Genomic DNA, 16,716 nt, shown 5'->3' with positions numbered 1-16,716 from the left:
CCACTGCCCTCAGGAAAATCTCCATGCCGGTTGATCAACGATTGGAACTGCGTCAGCTGCTGCCGGCTTTGCTCGAAGGGCGAGTGATCACCCCGGAAGTTGCACAGCAGTTGTCGGCGCTGCCGGCCAGCAACACCTTGCATCCCCTGGAAAGCATCGCAGCCCTTGGCCCCAGTCTGGAAACCCTGACCGAATGGCTGGCCCAGCATGCCGGGCAACCGTACCTGCGCATCGATCCGTTGAAGATCGATGTGGCGACGGTCGTGCCGCTGATGTCCCATGCGTTCGCCCAACGCCACGCCATCCTTGCAGTGGCGGTGGACGCGCAGACGGTCACCGTCGCCAGCGCCCAGCCCCACGTCACCAGTTGGGAAGCCGGGCTGGCGCAGGTGCTCAAGCGCTCGATCAAGCGTGTGGTTGCCAACCCCCATGACATAACGCGCTGTATTGGCGAGTTCTACCGGCTGGCGAAGTCCGTCAGCGGCGCCGATCAAAAAGTTGCGGCACCGGGCAACAACGAACTGCTCAACCTCGGCGCCAGCGACCAGGAGCCGGATGCCAACGACGCGCATATCGTCAACATCGTCGACTGGCTGTTGCAGTACGCTTTCGGCCAGCGTGCCAGCGATATCCACATTGAACCGTGCCGTGAACAGGGCCGTGTGCGCTTTCGCATCGACGGGTTGTTGCACGACGTCTATCAGTTCCCGCCCCAGGTCACGATGGCAGTCGTCAGCCGCCTCAAAAGCCTGGGCCGCATGAACGTGGCGGAAAAGCGCAGGCCCCAGGACGGCAGGGTCAAGACCAAAAGCCCGACCGGAGCAGAAGTGGAGCTGCGCCTGTCCACCTTGCCCACGGCATTTGGCGAAAAGCTGGTGATGCGGATCTTCGACCCACAGGTGCTGCTCAAGGGCTTTGACCAGCTTGGTTTATCGGTTGAGGACCAGCAACGCTGGCAAGCCATGACGAGCCAGACCAACGGCATCATCCTGGTCACCGGCCCTACCGGTTCAGGCAAGACCAGCACCCTCTACACCACGCTCAAGCAATTGGCCACGCGGGAAGTCAACCTGTGCACGGTGGAAGACCCGATCGAGATGGTCGAGCCGGCGTTCAACCAGATGCAGGTTCAGCACAATATCGACCTGACCTTCGCCAGCGGCATCCGCGCCCTGCTCCGCCAGGACCCGGACATCATCATGATCGGCGAGATCCGCGACCAGGAGACCGCCGAAATGGCGATCCAGGCTGCATTGACCGGGCACCTGGTGCTGTCGACCCTGCATACCAACGATGCGCCCAGCGCCATCAGCCGCCTGCAGGAGCTGGGCATTGCGCATTATTTGATCAAAGCCACCTTGCTCGGCGTAATGGCGCAGCGTTTGGTGCGGGTTCTGTGCCCCCACTGCAAGCGTGCGTTGGGTGACGCCCATGAAGCGGTCGGTTGCGTTGAATGTCGACACAGCGGTTATCAGGGGCGGGCCGGCGTTTACGAAATCATGGTTTTGAACGAAGCGCTCAGGACTTTGATCACGCCTGGGGCCGATGTGCAGGCCCTGCGCCAGGCAGCAGTGACTCACGGCATGCGCAGCTTGCGTATGGCCGGCATGCGGAAGGTCGCGGCGGGGCTCACCACGATGGCGGAAGTCTTGCGGGTGACTCCCGGGGATTCGGTAACAAATCCTTTGTTTGTTAAGCAGTGAAACCGTTCTTATCGGTGACAACACCGTTACAATCGCCCAACGTCGTTTCACTGACACCATCAGATAGGGAATCGCTATGCAGATCGGAACCGTACTGCTTCTTTTCGTGGGGCTGGCCATCGCCATCCTGTTCATGGGCTTCAAGGTGGTCCCCCAGGGCTACCAATGGACGGTCGAGCGTTTCGGCCGTTACACCAATACCCTCAAGCCTGGCTTGAACATCATCATCCCGGTCATGGACCGCATCGGTCGCAAGATCAACGTGATGGAAAGCGTACTGGATATCCCGCCCCAGGAAGTCATCACCGCCGACAACGCCACCGTGCAGATCGACGCCGTGTGCTTTTTCCAGGTGGTCAACACCGCCCAGGCCGCCTACGAGGTGAACAACCTCGAACACGCCATCCGCAACCTGCTGCAAACCAACATCCGTACCGTGCTCGGCTCCATGGAACTGGATGCCATGCTCAGCCAGCGTGACGGCATCAACGAAAAACTGCTGAAGACCGTGGACGAAGCCACCGCGCCATGGGGGATCAAGATCACCCGTATCGAGATCAAGGACATCAGCCCGCCCGCCGACCTGATGGCCGCGATGTCGGGCCAGATGAAAGCCGAACGGATCAAGCGTGCGCAGATCCTCGAAGCCGAGGGCCTGCGCGCCTCGGCGATCCTGACGGCCGAAGGCAAGAAGCAGGCACAGATTCTCGAGGCCGAAGGTAGCCGCCAGGCGGCGTTCCTTGAATCCGAAGCCCGTGAGCGTCAGGCCGAAGCCGAAGCCCGCGCCACACAGGTGGTATCGGAAGCAATCGCGTCGGGCAACGTGCAGGCGGTCAATTACTTCGTCGCACAGAAATACATCGACGCCCTGGGCAAGCTGGCTTCGGCCAACAACAGCAAGGTCATCCTGATGCCGCTGGAAGCCAGCCAGGTGATCGGCGCAGTTGGCGGTATCGGCGAGATCGTCAAGGCAACGTTCGACAACAAGAAAGGCTGAGGCCAGCGCCATGTGGGATTTCCTGCAGCATCTGTCGTTCTGGGATTGGCTGGCACTGGGCACGGTACTGCTGATTCTTGAGGTATTCGGCGCTGGCGGTTACCTGTTGTGGATGGGTATCGCCGCGGCGGCCGTGGGCGTGATCAAGTTTCTGGTGCCACCCCTGGGGCTGGAATGGCAACTCCTGCTGTTTGCCGTGTTGTCGATAATGACGGCGGTGTACTGGTGGAAACGTCAGCGCAGCAGCGCCAAGGCCAGCGACCAGCCGGGGCTCAACGAACGCGGCTCCGAGCTGATCGGCCGCACCTTCGTGGTGCACCAGGCGATTGTGGATGGCCGGGGCAAGGTGAAAGTCGGTGATGGCGTGTGGATGGTGACCGGCCCGGACAGCCCCGTAGGCGCTCAAGTACGGGTGGTTGGCCAGGAAGGCGTGGTGTTAAGGGTTGAAACTGTTTAGTCAGTGATGGAACTCGATTGGGCTAACTACAATCATAAAGTACAGATAACCCACCCGGAGTCACCCATCATGCGTCTCAAATATGCTGTCGCAACCCTTGCTGTGCTTTCCCTCCCTGTCGGATCAGCCATGGCCGACAGTTTCTGGCGCAATGTCATCTCGTCCGGCGCCACTACCGGCTCGACGTACCTGACCTTCAAGGACCACAAGCTGGTGGTCGCTGCACAAGACGACGCAGGCAGCTTCGTTGCCAGCGACGGCGGCATCCGTGGTCCATACCTGGAAGCAGCAATGCAGAAAGTTCGCGCTGACAACCCTGGTCTGCAGGCCACGGACATGGAGTTGGCCAACGCCATCCTTGCGAAAAATGCTGTCACCGAGTGATTCCATCGCTCTGAAAAATGCCGCTGTTGAAGCGGCATTTTTTTGTCCACGTTTTTCCCCGCGCATGACAATTCATTCACGGGCGACAGGCTATATTCAGTCAACCCGTGCAACCATGCCGGTACTGATACCTCGCTTACTCATCGCCAACCTGAAACGGATGCCTTCGTCGTCATGAGCCAACTGCCCTTCCTGCCGTTTTCCAAACCCACCATTGATGAAGCCACCATTGCAGCGGTCGGCGATGTACTGCGCTCGGGCTGGATCACCAGCGGGCCGAAGGTCCAGGCCTTCGAGGCGCAGTTGTCGGAGTACCTTGGCGGTCGGCCGGTGCGCACCTTCAACTCGGGCACCTGCACCATGGAGATTGCCTTGCGCATTGCCGGCATCGGTCCGGGCGATGAGGTCATCACCACGCCAATCTCTTGGGTGGCCACGGCCAACGTGATCCTGGAAGTGGGCGCTACGCCGGTGTTTGCCGATATTGACCCGGTGACCCGCAATATCGACCTGTCCCAGGTGGAAGCGGCGATTACCCCGCGCACCAAGGCGATCATCCCGGTCTACCTGGCCGGCCTGCCCCTGGATATGCCGATGCTGTATGCACTGGCGAACAAGTACAACCTGCGCATTATCGAAGATGCGGCGCAGGCGCTGGGTTCCAGCTGGGATGGCGAGCGTATTGGCGCCACCGGGGATTTTGTGTCGTTCAGTTTCCAGGCCAACAAGAACATCACCTCTTCCGAGGGCGGCTGCCTGGTGTTGAACAACGCCGAAGAGGCACGGCTGGCGGAAAAATACCGCCTGCAGGGCGTTACCCGCACCGGCTTCGATGGCCTCGACGTGGATGTATTGGGCGGCAAGTTCAACATGACCGACATCGCCGCCGCCATTGGCCTGGGGCAATTTGCCCATATCGAGCAGATCACTGCTCACCGCCAGAACCTGGCACGGCACTACTTCAAATGCTTTGGCAGTGACTTTGAAGAGCAGTACGGCGCACAACTGCCGCCGGCAGACTTCGAGAACAGCAACTGGCACCTGTTTCAACTGGTGCTGCCGGAACGTCAAGACGGTCTGCCAGCCCGCGCCGCCTTCATGGAGCAGATGCAGGCTCATGGCGTCGGCATTGGCTATCACTACCCGCCGATCCACCTGCTGAGCCTTTATCGGGCACAGGGGTTCAAGGAAGGCATGTTCCCGGTGGCGGAGAGAGTGGGGCGTTTGATCGTGTCGTTGCCGATGTTTACGGCGATGACAGAGGCGGATGTGGAGCGGTCGGTGGCAGCCGTGAAGGCGGTTCTACAGCCCTGAAAACACATTGCGGGAGCCGTTTGACCGGCTCCCGCAACAGGATCACTCGCCGATGGAGGCTTTGTAGCCGGCAGCATCCAGCAATTTTTCCAGGTCAGCCGGGTTGCTTGGCTTGAGCTTGAAGATCCAAGCGCCGTAGGGATCAGAGTTCAGCAGCTCCGGGCTACCACTCAGTTCTTCGTTGACGGCAATCACTTCGCCTGCAACCGGGGCGTAGATATCCGAGGCGGCCTTGACCGACTCAACCACACCCGCCTGGCCAGTCGCGTCAAACTGGGCGCCCACTTCGGCCAACTCAACAAACACCACATCACCCAACGCTTCCTGGGCATGGTCGGAAATACCGACGGTCACGGTGCCGTCAGCTTCCAGGCGTGCCCATTCGTGGCTTTCGGCAAAACGCAGGTCGGCAGGGATATCGCTCATAGTCTGTGTCCTCAAGAAGTAATGTCAGCGGCCTTCGGCCTGCCGGAAATAGGTTAGATCAAGGTTTTGCCATGGCGCACGAAGGTCGGTTTGACCACTCGAACCGGGTACCACTTGCCGCGGATTTCCACTTCGGCCCGATCAGCGGTTGCCGTCGGTACACGCGCCAGGGCAATGGATTTGCTCAGCGTAGGAGAGAAACTACCACTGGTGATCTCCCCTTCGCCAATATTGGCGATACGAACCACCTGGTGAGCACGCAAAACCCCGCGTTCTTCCAGCACCAGCCCGACCAGTTTGAACTGCACACCAGCTGCTTTTTCCGCTTCCAGTGCGGTGCGGCCAATGAAATTACGCTCGGCCGGTTCCCAGGCGATGCTCCAGGCCATATTCGACGCCAGGGGCGAAACCTCCTGGTGGATGTCCTGGCCGTACAGGTTCATGCCCGCTTCCAGGCGCAAGGTATCGCGGGCGCCGAGGCCGATGGGTGAAATACCAGCGCCCACCAGGTCATTGAAAAAGCCCGGTGCCTGATCGGCAGGCAGGACAATTTCCAGGCCGTCTTCGCCGGTGTACCCGGTACGTGCGATAAACCAGTCACCATCGGCGCGGCCTTCGAAGGGCTTGAGCTGGTGAATCAGGGTGCTGCGCGATTGAGTGACCAGCTCAGCGATCTTCTGCCGGGCGTGGGGGCCTTGGATGGCCAGCATCGCCAACTCGGCGCGCTCATGCAGTTGCACCTGATAGTCGCCCAGTTGCGCGTGCATCCAGGCCATATCCTGGTCGCGGGTGGCGGCGTTGACCACCAGCCGATAGGCGGCCTCGGTGCGGTAGACAATCATGTCGTCCACCACGCCGCCCTGCTCGTTGAGCATGGCGCTATACAACGCACGGCCGCAGTCGTGCAGGCGTTCGACATCATTGGCCAGCAGGTGCTGCAGCCATTCCTTGGCCTGGGGGCCGCTGACATCGATCACGGTCATATGAGATACATCGAACACCCCGCAGTCGCGTCGCACCTGATGGTGCTCCTCAACTTGCGAGCCGTAGTGCAGAGGCATATCCCAACCGCCAAAATCGACCATTTTCGCGCCGAGGGCGAGATGCAGGTCATACAGAGGCGTACGCTGTCCCATGGGTTTCTCCTTCCGGGCTTGGCGAAGGTGCGCGGAGCTACTGTCCGCGCTGAACACCTTGATTCACAAGGCCTGCAGCCACGTCCAGCGACCCGCTCCAAAAGACGAAGCGCACCGAATGCCGCGCATTGTAGCCGCAAGCCGTAGGACTGGCACCTAACCGATTTGCCGTGCAGAGCGTCGGATGAGCCCGATCACGGGCAACAGGCCCACCAGCACCAGGGTCAACGCCGGCAAAGAGGCCCGTGCCCACTCGCCTTCGCTGGTCATTTCAAAGATCCGCACCGCCAGCGTGTCCCAGCCGAACGGGCGCATCAGCAAGGTGGCAGGCATTTCCTTGAGCACATCGACAAACACCAGGAGTGCTGCGCTCAACGTCCCCGGCAACAGCAACGGGAGATACACTTTGCAAAACAGTCGTGGACCACTGACGCCAAGGCTGCGTGCAGCTTCCGGCAGGGACGGACGGATACGCGCCAGGCTGTTTTCCAACGGCCCATAGGCCACCGCCAGGAAACGCACCAGATACGCCAGCACCAACGCCGACAGGCTGCCCAGCAACAACGGCTTGCCCGCCCCGCCGAGCCAGCCGGACAGCGGCACCACCAGTTCACGGTCCAGATAGCTGAACGCCAACATGATCGATACCGCCAGCACCGAGCCCGGCAAGGCATAGCCGACGTTGGCCAGGCTGATACCGGAACGGATCGCCCGTGTCGGCGCCAGGCGGTTGGCGAACGCCAGTACCAGCGCCACGCTGACCGTGATCAAGGCCGCGATGCCGCCCAGGTAAAGCGTATGGAGGATCAGGCCCGAATAGCGCTCATCCAGATCGAAGCGGCCGCGCTGCCAGAACCAGGCCACCAGTTGCAGCATCGGGATGACAAACGCGCAGGCGAACACCAACCCGCACCAACTGCTGGCTGCGGCCGCCTTGACCCCGCGCAGGTGGTACAACGCCTTGCCCCGTGGCCGCTCATTGCCCGGCCGGCTGGCGCCGCGGGCGCGCCGCTCGCCGTACAGCACCAGCATCACCACCAGCAGCAACAGGCTGGCCAGTTGGGCGGCGCTGGAAAGACTGAAGAAGCCGTACCACGTCTTGTAGATGGCGGTGGTGAACGTATCGAAGTTGAACACCGAGACCGCGCCGAAATCCGCCAGGGTTTCCATCAACGCCAAGGCGACTCCAGCCCCAATCGCCGGGCGCGCCATGGGCAGAGCCACGTGCCAGAACGCTCGCCATGGCGATTGCCCGAGCACCCGCGCGGCCTCCATCAGGCCTTTGCCCTGGGCCAGGAATGCGGTGCGCGCCAATAGATAAACATAGGGATAGAACACCAGGACCAGAACGATGATCACACCGCCGGTGGAGCGCACCCGTGGCAGGCGCAGCCCGGTGCCGAACCATTCACGCAACAGGGTTTGCACGGGGCCGGAGAAGTCCAGCAGGCCGACAAATACAAAGGCCAGCACATAGGCAGGAATGGCGAACGGCAACATCAGTGCCCAATCGAGCCAGCGTCGTCCGGGGAATTCGCAGAGGCTGGTCAGCCAGGCCAGGCTGACGCCCAATAGGGTCACGCCAATGCCGACGCCCAGCACCAGGATGAGCGTGTTGCCCAGCAGGCGCGGCATCTGGGTTTCCCACAGGTGCGACCAGACCTGTGCATCGATACTTTGCCAGGACAGCAACAGCACGCTCAGCGGCAGCAGCACCAGGGCGGCGACGGTAAAGACCGGCAGGTACCAGCGGCGTTGGGCGGGGTGGGCCAAAGTCAGCTCTCAATGAATGTCTTAAATTCAACTCAATTCAATGTGGGAGGGGGCCTGCCCCCGATGGCGGTGGATCTGTCCATGATGAGTGAACTGATATATCCCGCTATCGGGGGCAAGCCCCCTCCCACATTTTGACCCGTAGTGTGTCAGTTCCAGCCGGCGCGATCCATCAACCGGATCGCCTCAGCCTGGCGCTTGCCCGCGACTTCCACCGGCAAGGTATCCGCGACGAACTTGCCCCACGTCGCCACTTCGGCTGACGGCGGCACCGCCGGGTTGGCCGGGAACTCCTGGTTCACGTCGGCAAAGATCTTCTGCGCCTCAGGCGTGGTCATCCACTCCACCAGCGCCTTGGCGGCTTCCGGATGCGGCGCGTGCTGGGTCAGGCCGATACCCGACAGGTTCACGTGCACGCCACGGTCGCCCTGGTTCGGCCAGAACAGCTTCACGGCCAGGTCCGGCTTCTGCTTGTGCAGGCGGCCGTAGTAGTAGGTGTTGACGATACCCACGTCGCACTGCCCGGCGTTAATGGCTTCGAGCACGGCGATGTCATCGGAGAACACGTCGGTGGACAGGTTGTTGACCCAACCCTTGATGATTTCTTCGGTCTTGGCCGCGCCGTGGGTTTCGATCAGGGTGGCGGTCAGCGACTGGTTGTAGACCTTTTTCGCCGTACGCAGGCACAGGCGGCCTTCCCATTGTTTGTCGGCCAGGGCTTCGTAGGTGGTGAGGTCACCCGGTTTTACCCGGTCGGTGGAATAGGCGATGGTGCGTGCGCGCAGGCTCAAGCCGGTCCAGGTGTGTTTTGACGAGCGATATTGCAGGGGAATGTTCTTGTCGATCACCGGGGAGGTGAACGGTTGCAGGATACCCATCTGCTCGGCCTGCCAGAGGTTGCCGGCATCAACGGTGAGCAACAGGTCGGCGGTTGCGTTTGCGCCCTCGGCCTTGATGCGCTGCATCAGCGGCGCTTCCTTGTCGGTGATGAACTTGACCTGCACGCCGGTTTTTTGGGTGTAGGCGTCGAAGACCGGCTTGATCAGCTCATCGATACGCGAGGAGTAGACCACCACTTCGTCGGCGGCCTGCACGGTGGTGCTGCCGATCAGGGTGAGTGCCAGGGCAGTCAGGAGGCGCTTGGGTGCCAACATGGGTGCGGTCTCTCATTTGCAAAAAGAGGGCAAATGATAAGGACTCACATTTGGTAGCGCTCGGTGGAGGCGTTACCAGATGTTGCATGACGGATATTGCTTGTAGGCTGATGGCCTCATCGGGGGCAAGCCCCCACCCACAAGGGGTCGCATTTCAATATCAGGGTTTGGCAAGGTCCGGGAGATCGCCAGTCAGGCCGAGAGCCTGGCGTACGAACACGGCCTTGGCCTCGGGCATCTGGTCGACCATCTTCAGCCCGGCGTTGCGCAGCCAGCGCAGCGGTAGTTGATCGGCCTGGAACAACCGCTCAAAGCCCTCCATCGCCGCCATCAGCGCCAGGTTATGCGGCATGCGTCGACGCTCGTATCGGCTCAGCACCTTCACGTCCGCCAGGCGCTCGCCGCGCTCGGTCGCCGCCAACAAGACTTCAGCCAATGTCGCCGCATCAAGGAAGCCCAGGTTCACGCCCTGCCCCGCCAATGGGTGGATGACGTGGGCCGCGTCGCCGATCAATGCCAGGCCTTCGGCCACGTAGCGTTTGGCGTGGCGCTGACGCAACGGGAAGCACACGCGCGGGTCGGCGCTCAGCACCGCACCAAGGCGCCCTTCAGAGGCGCGCTCCAGTTCACGGCAGAAACGCTCATCATCCAGCGCCATCAAGCGCTCGGACTCGGCCGGCGTGGTCGACCAGACGATCGAACACCAATCCTCATGCCCATCCCGCACCAGCGGCAAAAATGCCAGCGGGCCGGTATCGGTAAAGCGTTGCCACGCCGTACGCTGATGCGGCTGGCTGCTGCGCACGCTGGTAACGATGGCGTTATGCAGATAATCCCATTCGCGGGTGGCGGTGCCGGTCAGGCGGCGTACGGCGGAGTTGGCACCATCGGCGGCCACCACCAGCGGCGCGCGCAATTTGCGCCCGTCGGCCAGGGTCAGCAGCCAGTCATCGCCGGAGCGGCGCATCTGTTCCAGGCGCGCATTGGCCAGCAGGCCCAGGTCGCAGTCGTGCAGACGGTCGAGCAAGGCATCCTGCACCACGCGGTTCTCGACGATATGCCCGAGCACCTCGGCATGTACGCTGGCCGCCGAGAAGTGGATCTGCCCGGTGCCGCTGCCGTCCCACACCTGCATCTCGCCATAAGGGCTGGCGCGGCGCGACAGGATGCCGTCCCACACGCCCAGGCGTTCGAGGATGCGTTGGCTGGCAGCCGACAAGGCACTCACGCGGGGTTCAAACGCCGCGTCACGGTCGAACGGCTTGACGCTCAGCGGGCTGCCGTCGAGCAGCAGCACCTGCAGGCCGCTGCCCTGCAACGCCAGCGCCAGGGCGCTTCCGACCATTCCGGCCCCGACAATCAGCACATCTGCGCGCATATCCATGCTTTAAGCCTGTCTCACTGGCGGCTTGCGCCGCACGTAAAGGGTTTTGTCGACCCGCGCCACCAGGGTGCCGGAGCCGTCATGAATCTGCACCTCGAGGTGGGGCAGGTACTTCTCGCCACCTTCGGTGTGTCGACGGATCTCGTCCAGCAAGGTCTCGTCGATGGAGAATTCGGCATACACCGGACCTTTGCCGGGCGAAATGAAATCGATACTCGCAGCCTTGTCCCACACGATGTAGTCGCGGCCCAGGTTCTCCATCAGCATCAACATGTAGAACGGGTCAACCATCGAGTACAGGCTGCCGCCGAATTGCGTGCCGACATAGTTGCGGTTGTACCAGCCCAGGCCCATGCGCACTTTGACGTGACGAAAATCGGCGCTCATGTGCTGCACGCTGACCCCCGCGCCCAGATACGGCGGGTACAGGGTCATGATCCAACGCAACAACCGCGCCTTGCCCAGACGCGCGATCAACCACTTACGCATCGGGGCGCGTGCCCAGGCCCATGGCCTGCCGGGCGAACCAGCGCTTGGCCGGCGGCAACAGGTCCAGGCCCAGCAAACCCAGGTTGCGCCCCACCGCGACCAACGGTTGGGCGCTGGCAAACAGGCGGGTGACCTGGTCGGAGAAGCCCACGGTCAGGCTCTGGTCCAGGCGCTGGCGCTCGCGATAGCCCTGCAAGGTGGCTAAATCACCCGGCACTTGCGGCCCGGCCAGCAAGGCCTCGGCCAGGGCATTCGCGTCACGCAGGGACAGGTTGAAGCCTTGCCCGGCAATCGGGTGCAGGCTGTGGGCGGCATTGCCAAGGATCGCCAGGTGCGAACGCACCTGCTCCTCGGCTTCCACCAGCGTCAGCGGATACAGGTGGCGGGCACCGACCTGCTTGAGGGTGCCCAGGCGATAGCCGAACACACCCTGCAATTCACTCAGGAAACTGCGCTCATCGAGACTGGCCAGGCGCTGCGCATCCATGCCGATGCGGGTCCAGACCAGCGCGCAGCGGTTGTCTGGCAGCGGCAGCAAGGCCATCGGGCCTTCATCGGTGAAGCGCTCGAACGCCTCGCCGTTGTGGGCTTCGCTGGGGGTGATGTTGGCGATCAGCGCGCTCTGATTGTACGGGCGGGTTTTCACGCCAATGCCCAATTGCTCGCGCAGGCCGGAGCGGCCGCCGTCGGCCAGTACGGCAAGATCACACTCCAGCACGGTTTCATCATTGAGGGTCAGGCGGTAGCCATCGGGCAGCGGCTCCATGCGTGTGACCTCGGCCGGGCAACGCCAGCTGACCACGTCTTTGTCCAGGCCTTGCCACAGGCATTGGCCCAGCCAGGCGTTTTCCACCACGTAGCCGAGGGCCGGCACGCCCTCCTCCATCGCGGACAGACGTGCAGTGGAGAAACGCCCACGGTCGGACACATGGATCTGCTTGATCGGCTCGGCGCGGCGGGAAATGTCCTGCCACAGGCCCAGGCGCTGATAGATCTGCCGGGCGCCGAAGGACAGCGCCGACGAACGTGCATCGTAGCTCGGCTGGTAGCTGTCGCCCGGCGCGAAGGGTTCGATCAGCACGATCTTCCAGCCACGGGCCCTGGCCCCGGCCTGCAACGCCAGTGCCAGGCTGGCACCCACCAGGCCGCCGCCGATGATCGCCAGGTTAACCCGGCTCATCGGGCAGCCGCCATCAGCGCTTCGATGTCGGCGACGGTCTTGGGCACACCGCCGGTCAGGATTTCACAGCCTTGCTTGGTCACTACCACGTCGTCCTCGATGCGTACGCCAATGCCACGCCATTTCTTTGCCACGTTCTGGTTGTCCGGCGAAATGTAGATCCCCGGCTCCACGGTCAACGCCATGCCGACTTCCAGCACACGCCATTCACCGCCCACTTTGTATTCGCCCACATCATGTACATCCATGCCCAGCCAATGGCCGGCGCGGTGCATGTAAAACGCCTTATAGGCTTCGCTGGCGATCAGTTCGTCGACGTCACCCTGCAACAATCCCAGCTTGACCAACCCGGCGGTGATGACGTGCACGGTCGCCTCATGGGCCTGGTTCCAATGCTTGTCCGGGGCGATCTCGGCGAAGGCCGCTTCCTGGGAGGCCAGCACAATCTCGTAGATCGCCTTTTGTTCCGGCGAGAACTTGCCATTGACCGGCCAGGTGCGGGTGATGTCGCTGGCATAGCAGTCGATCTCGCAACCGGCGTCGATCAGCACCAGGTCGCCGTCCTTGAGCACCGCATCATTCTGCTGGTAATGCAGGATGCAGCTGTTGCGCCCGGCAGCGACGATGGAGCCATAGGCCGGCATTTTTGCGCCGCCCTTGCGAAACTCGTAATCAAGCTCGGCTTCCAGGCTGAACTCATACAGCCCGGCCCGGCTGGCCTGCATCGCCTTCACGTGGGCCGCGCAGGAGATTCGCGCCGCCTCGCGCATCACTTTCACTTCTGCCGCCGATTTATACAGGCGCATGTCGTGCAACAGATGATCCAGCGCAACGAATTCGTTCGGTGGCTGGGCGCCCAGGTGGGCTTTGGAGCGGATCACGTTGATCCATTCCATCAGGTGCCGGTCGAACTCCGCATTGCTGCCCATGGCCGAGTACACCCGGTCGCGGCCTTCGATGAGGCCGGGCAGGATGTCGTCGATATCGGTGATGGGGAAGGCATCGTCGGCGCCAAAGTCACGGATTGCGCCTTCGGTGCCGGCGCGCAGGCCGTCCCACAGTTCGCGTTCGGCGTTGCGCTCGCGGCAGAACAGCACGTACTCGCCGTGCTGGCGACCGGGCATCAGCACGATCACCGCTTCCGGCTCGGGGAAGCCGCTCAGGTACTGGAAGTCGCTGTCCTGGCGGTAGACGTGCTCGACATCACGGTTGCGGATCGCCACGGCGGCGGCCGGCAGGATCGCGATGCTGTTGGGTTCCATCTGCGCCATGAGCGCCTTGCGGCGCCGGGTGTATTCCGCTTTCGGGATATGGATCATGGGCAGATGGGTTTCCTTTCTTAGTGCAGCGACGGCTTGGGTGCAGCCGGCTCAGCCGATTTTTTGGTCTCGGTGAACAGCAGCAGCGGCGCGACGCGCAGGTATTCCATCACTTCCATGTAGTCGCCCTCACCGTCTTCGGACTCTTCCAGGGCGTCTTGCACCTGGGAGATGGCTGCCAGGTCCTGCAGCACTTCCTTGGCGTCGGTGCTCAGTTCCAGGCCGCCGGCGTTCACGCCGAAGCCGTGGAGGAAGCCCTGGCACCATTGGCCCAGTGCGGCGGCACGCTCGGTAAGCGGCGCGTCGTCGGTCGGCAGCAGCAGGACCACGGTGACGTCATCACCGGTCAGCTCGCCCTTGACCATCTCTTGCAGGCCGATCAGCGCGTTGCGCACGTTGTCGGTCGGTTCGGTTTCCAGCAGCTCGGCCACGTCGGCCAGCCAGTTGTCGGCATCAAAGCCGACGCCGGTACAGCTACGGCCCAGCAACACGCCGTGCAGTTCGGCTGGTGAGCAGGGGTGGCCGCTGGCGCTCAGCAGTTTGGAGAAAGCATCGTACGGGGAGTTCTGAATAGGCATGGTGAGCTAGGCGCCAGACGGCGCAATGTCTAGAATGGAGCGCTGTATCCTAGCACCGGCAGACGTACCAAGACTATCAAGGGCGTCAGATCGTTTATCCTGCAGTTGCCATTCATCAGACAAATCCAGTGGAACCCAATGGAAGACACCGACCTGCAAGCGCTGATGGCCAGACTCGAATTGCTAATTACTCGGGTCGAGCAACTTAAGAGTCAAAACGGACTCCTATTAGCTCAGGAAAAGACCTGGCGCGAGGAACGCGCTCACCTCATTGAAAAAAACGAAATCGCCCGGCGTAAGGTCGAATCGATGATTTCGCGCCTGAAGGCCCTGGAGCAAGACTCATGAGTTCAAGCAATAGCGTCACCGTGCAGATCCTCGACAAAGAATATTCGATCATCTGCCCCCAGGAAGAGCGCAACAACCTGGTGAGCGCCGCCCGCTACCTGGATGGCAAGATGCGTGAAATCCGCAGCAGCGGCAAAGTCATCGGCGCTGACCGCATCGCCGTGATGGCCGCCCTGAACATTACCCACGATCTGCTGCATAAGCAGGAACGCCCTGACGTGCAGGCCAGCGGCTCGACGCGTGAGCAGGTGCGTGACTTGCTGGAACGTGTCGATCTGGTGCTTTCCAGCGACCCGGAAGCACCCAAGGGCTGATTGCCGCGACGGTTTAAGGTATACTCGCCCCACTCCCTGGCGTGTTTGCCAGTCGGCGATGTCCCTGAGCCGATTCGCACTACCCTGGAAGTTGCACGTTGGGCTGGTGTGCATGTCCGCTAGACGGAAAGCCTTAAAGCCTACTGCATCTTCCACCTTGAACTTTCGGGTTCAAGGGCTAAGTCGACAGCGGCTCTGTCGGGGAGCCTGAATTCCCAAACTCAATGCCAGTCTCCGGACTGGCATTGTTTTATGAGCCGAAACCATGACCGAACCTGCGCCGCTTTCCCGTCCGCAACTTCGACGCATGTTGCGCAAAGCCCGCCGCGCCCTCACGCCGAGCGAGCAGCGCAAGGCCGCCCAGGGCCTGTATCGGCAACTGGCACAGCATCCGCTGTTTCGCCGGGCCAAGCATATTTCTTTGTATCTACCGACGGACGGTGAAATCGATCCGCGCTTGCTGCTGCGTGCAGCACAGCGCCGGGGCAAAGCCACCTACCTGCCGGTACTCAGCGCCTGGCCCCGCACCAAGATGGTGTTTCAACGGGTGAGACCTGGGGAAAAGCTGCTGCCCAATCGCTTTCGCATCCTGGAACCACAGGGGAATATCAGCCGCCAACGCAACATCTGGGCGCTGGACCTGGTGCTGCTGCCGTTGGTGGGGTTCGATGATGTCGGCGGACGCCTGGGCATGGGTGGCGGGTTCTACGACCGCAGCCTGGCTTATCTGGCGCGCCGCCGGAGCTGGCGCAAGCCAACGCTGCTGGGCCTGGCCCATGAATGTCAGAAGGTCGGTCGATTGGCACAGGCAAGCTGGGATGTGCCGTTGGCGGGCACCGTCACCGATAAGCATTGGTATATTGCGAAGACGCCACTGGAGTCAGCGGCGCCTTGAAGAAGGGTCAGCGCTTGAACGGTTGCGGCTGCTGCTGAGCCAGTTCAACGGGCGCATCGGTCTTGTTCGACCACAAGCTTTGGGCATACCCGGTGGTCACGACGCCCAGACCAAACAAAATCACCAAAATCCATAGTAAATCCGGTTTACGTTGCATCGATTGCCCCCCTTCAGGCATCTCGTACACGATGACAACAACGTTCCAAAGTAGTCCGTTGCAGCTGCGTCAAGCTTTAAAAGCCGGCATTCTGCGGTAACGTGAACCAACACGCAAACCTTGGCGCCAACCGACTGTCGGTTTGTCATTAAATTGCAGGACAACTTGCCCACTGCTTATTTCAGGAGCCCGAAAATGGCCTATTGGCTGATGAAATCCGAGCCCGACGAACTCTCCATCAAAGGCCTGGAAAAACTCGGCGAAGCCCGCTGGGACGGGGTGCGCAATTACCAGGCGCGTAACTTCCTGCGGGCCATGGCGGTGGGTGACGAGTTTTTCTTCTATCACTCCAGTTGCCCGGAGCCGGGTATTGCCGGCATCGGCAAAATCATCGAGGCGGCCTATCCGGACCCCACCGCGCTGGAGCCCGAAAGCCACTACTTCGACGCCAAGGCCAGCCCGGAAAAAAATCCGTGGAGCGCGATCAACGTCGCCCATGTCCAGACCTTTCCCAAGGTGCTCGGCCTGGGCTATCTCAAACAGCAAACGGCCCTTGCCGAATTGGCTCTGGTGCAAAAAGGCAGCCGGCTTTCGGTGATGCCCGTCACGCCCGAGCAATGGGCCGCCGTCATCAAGTTGATTTGACTGACCGGCATCAACGCCGCACCGGGGCAAACCGCTCACACTAGGACGCTAACGCCGCAGGAA

The 16,716-nt window shown here is 61.7% G+C and carries 19 protein-coding genes and 1 other RNA gene; 10 read left to right on the top strand and 10 right to left on the bottom strand.

Annotation, left to right across the window (positions count from 1 at the left end; translation table 11 throughout):
• The first annotated feature begins 23 nt into the window (after positions 1–23).
• From BM110_RS20635 to BM110_RS20615, 5 genes are all read left to right on the top strand, one after another.
• A complete protein-coding gene (locus BM110_RS20635; RefSeq protein ID WP_092241784.1) occupies positions 24–1,703 on the top strand; it encodes a GspE/PulE family protein in 1,680 nt (559 codons plus the stop codon).
• 76 nt (positions 1,704–1,779) lie between these two features.
• Positions 1,780–2,700 (top strand): SPFH domain-containing protein, encoded by a 921-nt coding sequence (locus BM110_RS20630; protein WP_010207363.1) that lies wholly within the window; start codon positions 1,780–1,782, stop codon positions 2,698–2,700.
• 10 nt (positions 2,701–2,710) lie between these two features.
• Complete coding sequence (locus BM110_RS20625; protein ID WP_071490443.1) at positions 2,711–3,157, top strand: NfeD family protein; 447 nt, start codon at positions 2,711–2,713, stop codon at positions 3,155–3,157.
• A 69-nt stretch (positions 3,158–3,226) separates the two neighbouring features.
• Positions 3,227–3,541, top strand: a complete 315-nt coding sequence (locus BM110_RS20620) for a DUF2388 domain-containing protein (RefSeq protein WP_003176799.1) — start codon at positions 3,227–3,229, stop codon at positions 3,539–3,541.
• A gap of 174 nt (positions 3,542–3,715) precedes the next feature.
• Positions 3,716–4,855 carry a DegT/DnrJ/EryC1/StrS family aminotransferase gene (locus BM110_RS20615; RefSeq protein WP_071490444.1) on the top strand — a complete coding sequence of 380 codons (1,140 nt, stop codon included), beginning with the start codon at positions 3,716–3,718 and terminating at the stop codon, positions 4,853–4,855.
• Positions 4,856–4,897: 42 nt separating this feature from the next.
• Here the strand turns inward: BM110_RS20615 and gcvH are convergent, their stop codons facing one another.
• The 9 genes from gcvH to BM110_RS20570 form a co-directional block, all read right to left on the bottom strand.
• Positions 4,898–5,281, bottom strand: coding sequence for a glycine cleavage system protein GcvH (gcvH, locus tag BM110_RS20610; RefSeq protein ID WP_093514092.1), 384 nt, complete (start codon positions 5,279–5,281; stop codon positions 4,898–4,900).
• 53 nt (positions 5,282–5,334) lie between these two features.
• Positions 5,335–6,417: a glycine cleavage system aminomethyltransferase GcvT gene (gene gcvT, locus BM110_RS20605; protein WP_071490446.1), complete on the bottom strand. Its 1,083-nt coding sequence runs from the start codon at positions 6,415–6,417 to the stop codon at positions 5,335–5,337.
• A gap of 156 nt (positions 6,418–6,573) precedes the next feature.
• On the bottom strand, positions 6,574–8,190 hold the full coding sequence (locus tag BM110_RS20600; protein WP_092241776.1) for an ABC transporter permease: 1,617 nt from the start codon (positions 8,188–8,190) through the stop codon (positions 6,574–6,576).
• A gap of 149 nt (positions 8,191–8,339) precedes the next feature.
• The gene (locus tag BM110_RS20595) at positions 8,340–9,344 is read right to left on the bottom strand and encodes an extracellular solute-binding protein (RefSeq protein WP_092241775.1); all 1,005 of its coding nucleotides are present in this window, start codon (positions 9,342–9,344) and stop codon (positions 8,340–8,342) included.
• A gap of 160 nt (positions 9,345–9,504) precedes the next feature.
• Entirely contained in the window at positions 9,505–10,722 is a 1,218-nt protein-coding gene (locus tag BM110_RS20590) for a 2-octaprenyl-3-methyl-6-methoxy-1,4-benzoquinol hydroxylase (RefSeq protein WP_175538860.1), read from the bottom strand.
• A gap of 9 nt (positions 10,723–10,731) precedes the next feature.
• Positions 10,732–11,217 carry a DUF4442 domain-containing protein gene (locus BM110_RS20585; RefSeq protein ID WP_092241773.1) on the bottom strand — a complete coding sequence of 162 codons (486 nt, stop codon included), beginning with the start codon at positions 11,215–11,217 and terminating at the stop codon, positions 10,732–10,734.
• A complete protein-coding gene (gene ubiH / locus BM110_RS20580; RefSeq protein WP_093120501.1) occupies positions 11,210–12,397 on the bottom strand; it encodes a 2-octaprenyl-6-methoxyphenyl hydroxylase in 1,188 nt (395 codons plus the stop codon). The genes BM110_RS20585 and ubiH overlap by 8 nt, the downstream gene beginning before the upstream one ends.
• Complete coding sequence (gene pepP / locus BM110_RS20575; RefSeq protein ID WP_071490452.1) at positions 12,394–13,716, bottom strand: Xaa-Pro aminopeptidase; 1,323 nt, start codon at positions 13,714–13,716, stop codon at positions 12,394–12,396. Before pepP ends, ubiH begins: the two co-directional genes overlap by 4 nt.
• Before the next feature lie 20 nt (positions 13,717–13,736).
• The gene (locus BM110_RS20570; RefSeq protein WP_058426458.1) at positions 13,737–14,294 is read right to left on the bottom strand and encodes a YecA/YgfB family protein; all 558 of its coding nucleotides are present in this window, start codon (positions 14,292–14,294) and stop codon (positions 13,737–13,739) included.
• Between the two features lie 138 nt (positions 14,295–14,432).
• Between BM110_RS20570 and BM110_RS20565 the strand changes: the two genes are divergently transcribed.
• The 4 genes from BM110_RS20565 (at position 14,433) to BM110_RS20550 (ending at position 15,851) form a co-directional block, all read left to right on the top strand.
• Positions 14,433–14,642, top strand: coding sequence for a TIGR02449 family protein (locus BM110_RS20565; RefSeq protein WP_007982902.1), 210 nt, complete (start codon positions 14,433–14,435; stop codon positions 14,640–14,642).
• On the top strand, positions 14,639–14,956 hold the full coding sequence (locus BM110_RS20560; RefSeq protein WP_058426457.1) for a cell division protein ZapA: 318 nt from the start codon (positions 14,639–14,641) through the stop codon (positions 14,954–14,956). Before BM110_RS20565 ends, BM110_RS20560 begins: the two co-directional genes overlap by 4 nt.
• A gap of 30 nt (positions 14,957–14,986) precedes the next feature.
• Positions 14,987–15,165, top strand: a non-coding RNA gene (ssrS, locus tag BM110_RS20555) — 6S RNA.
• Between the two features lie 56 nt (positions 15,166–15,221).
• Complete coding sequence (locus BM110_RS20550; RefSeq protein ID WP_092241770.1) at positions 15,222–15,851, top strand: 5-formyltetrahydrofolate cyclo-ligase; 630 nt, start codon at positions 15,222–15,224, stop codon at positions 15,849–15,851.
• A 7-nt stretch (positions 15,852–15,858) separates the two neighbouring features.
• Here BM110_RS20550 and BM110_RS29630 read toward each other — a convergent pair whose 3' ends face one another.
• A complete protein-coding gene (locus BM110_RS29630; RefSeq protein ID WP_010207387.1) occupies positions 15,859–16,008 on the bottom strand; it encodes a hypothetical protein in 150 nt (49 codons plus the stop codon).
• Between the two features lie 195 nt (positions 16,009–16,203).
• On the opposite strand from BM110_RS29630, the gene BM110_RS20540 reads away from it, so the two are divergent.
• Complete coding sequence (locus BM110_RS20540) at positions 16,204–16,653, top strand: EVE domain-containing protein (RefSeq protein ID WP_093514090.1); 450 nt, start codon at positions 16,204–16,206, stop codon at positions 16,651–16,653.
• Positions 16,654–16,716 lie beyond the last annotated feature (63 nt).

Source organism: Pseudomonas sp. NFPP28, assembly GCF_900115535.1.
GTDB lineage: Bacteria > Pseudomonadota > Gammaproteobacteria > Pseudomonadales > Pseudomonadaceae > Aquipseudomonas > Aquipseudomonas extremorientalis.
This window is presented reverse-complemented; position numbering and strand designations above follow the sequence as displayed.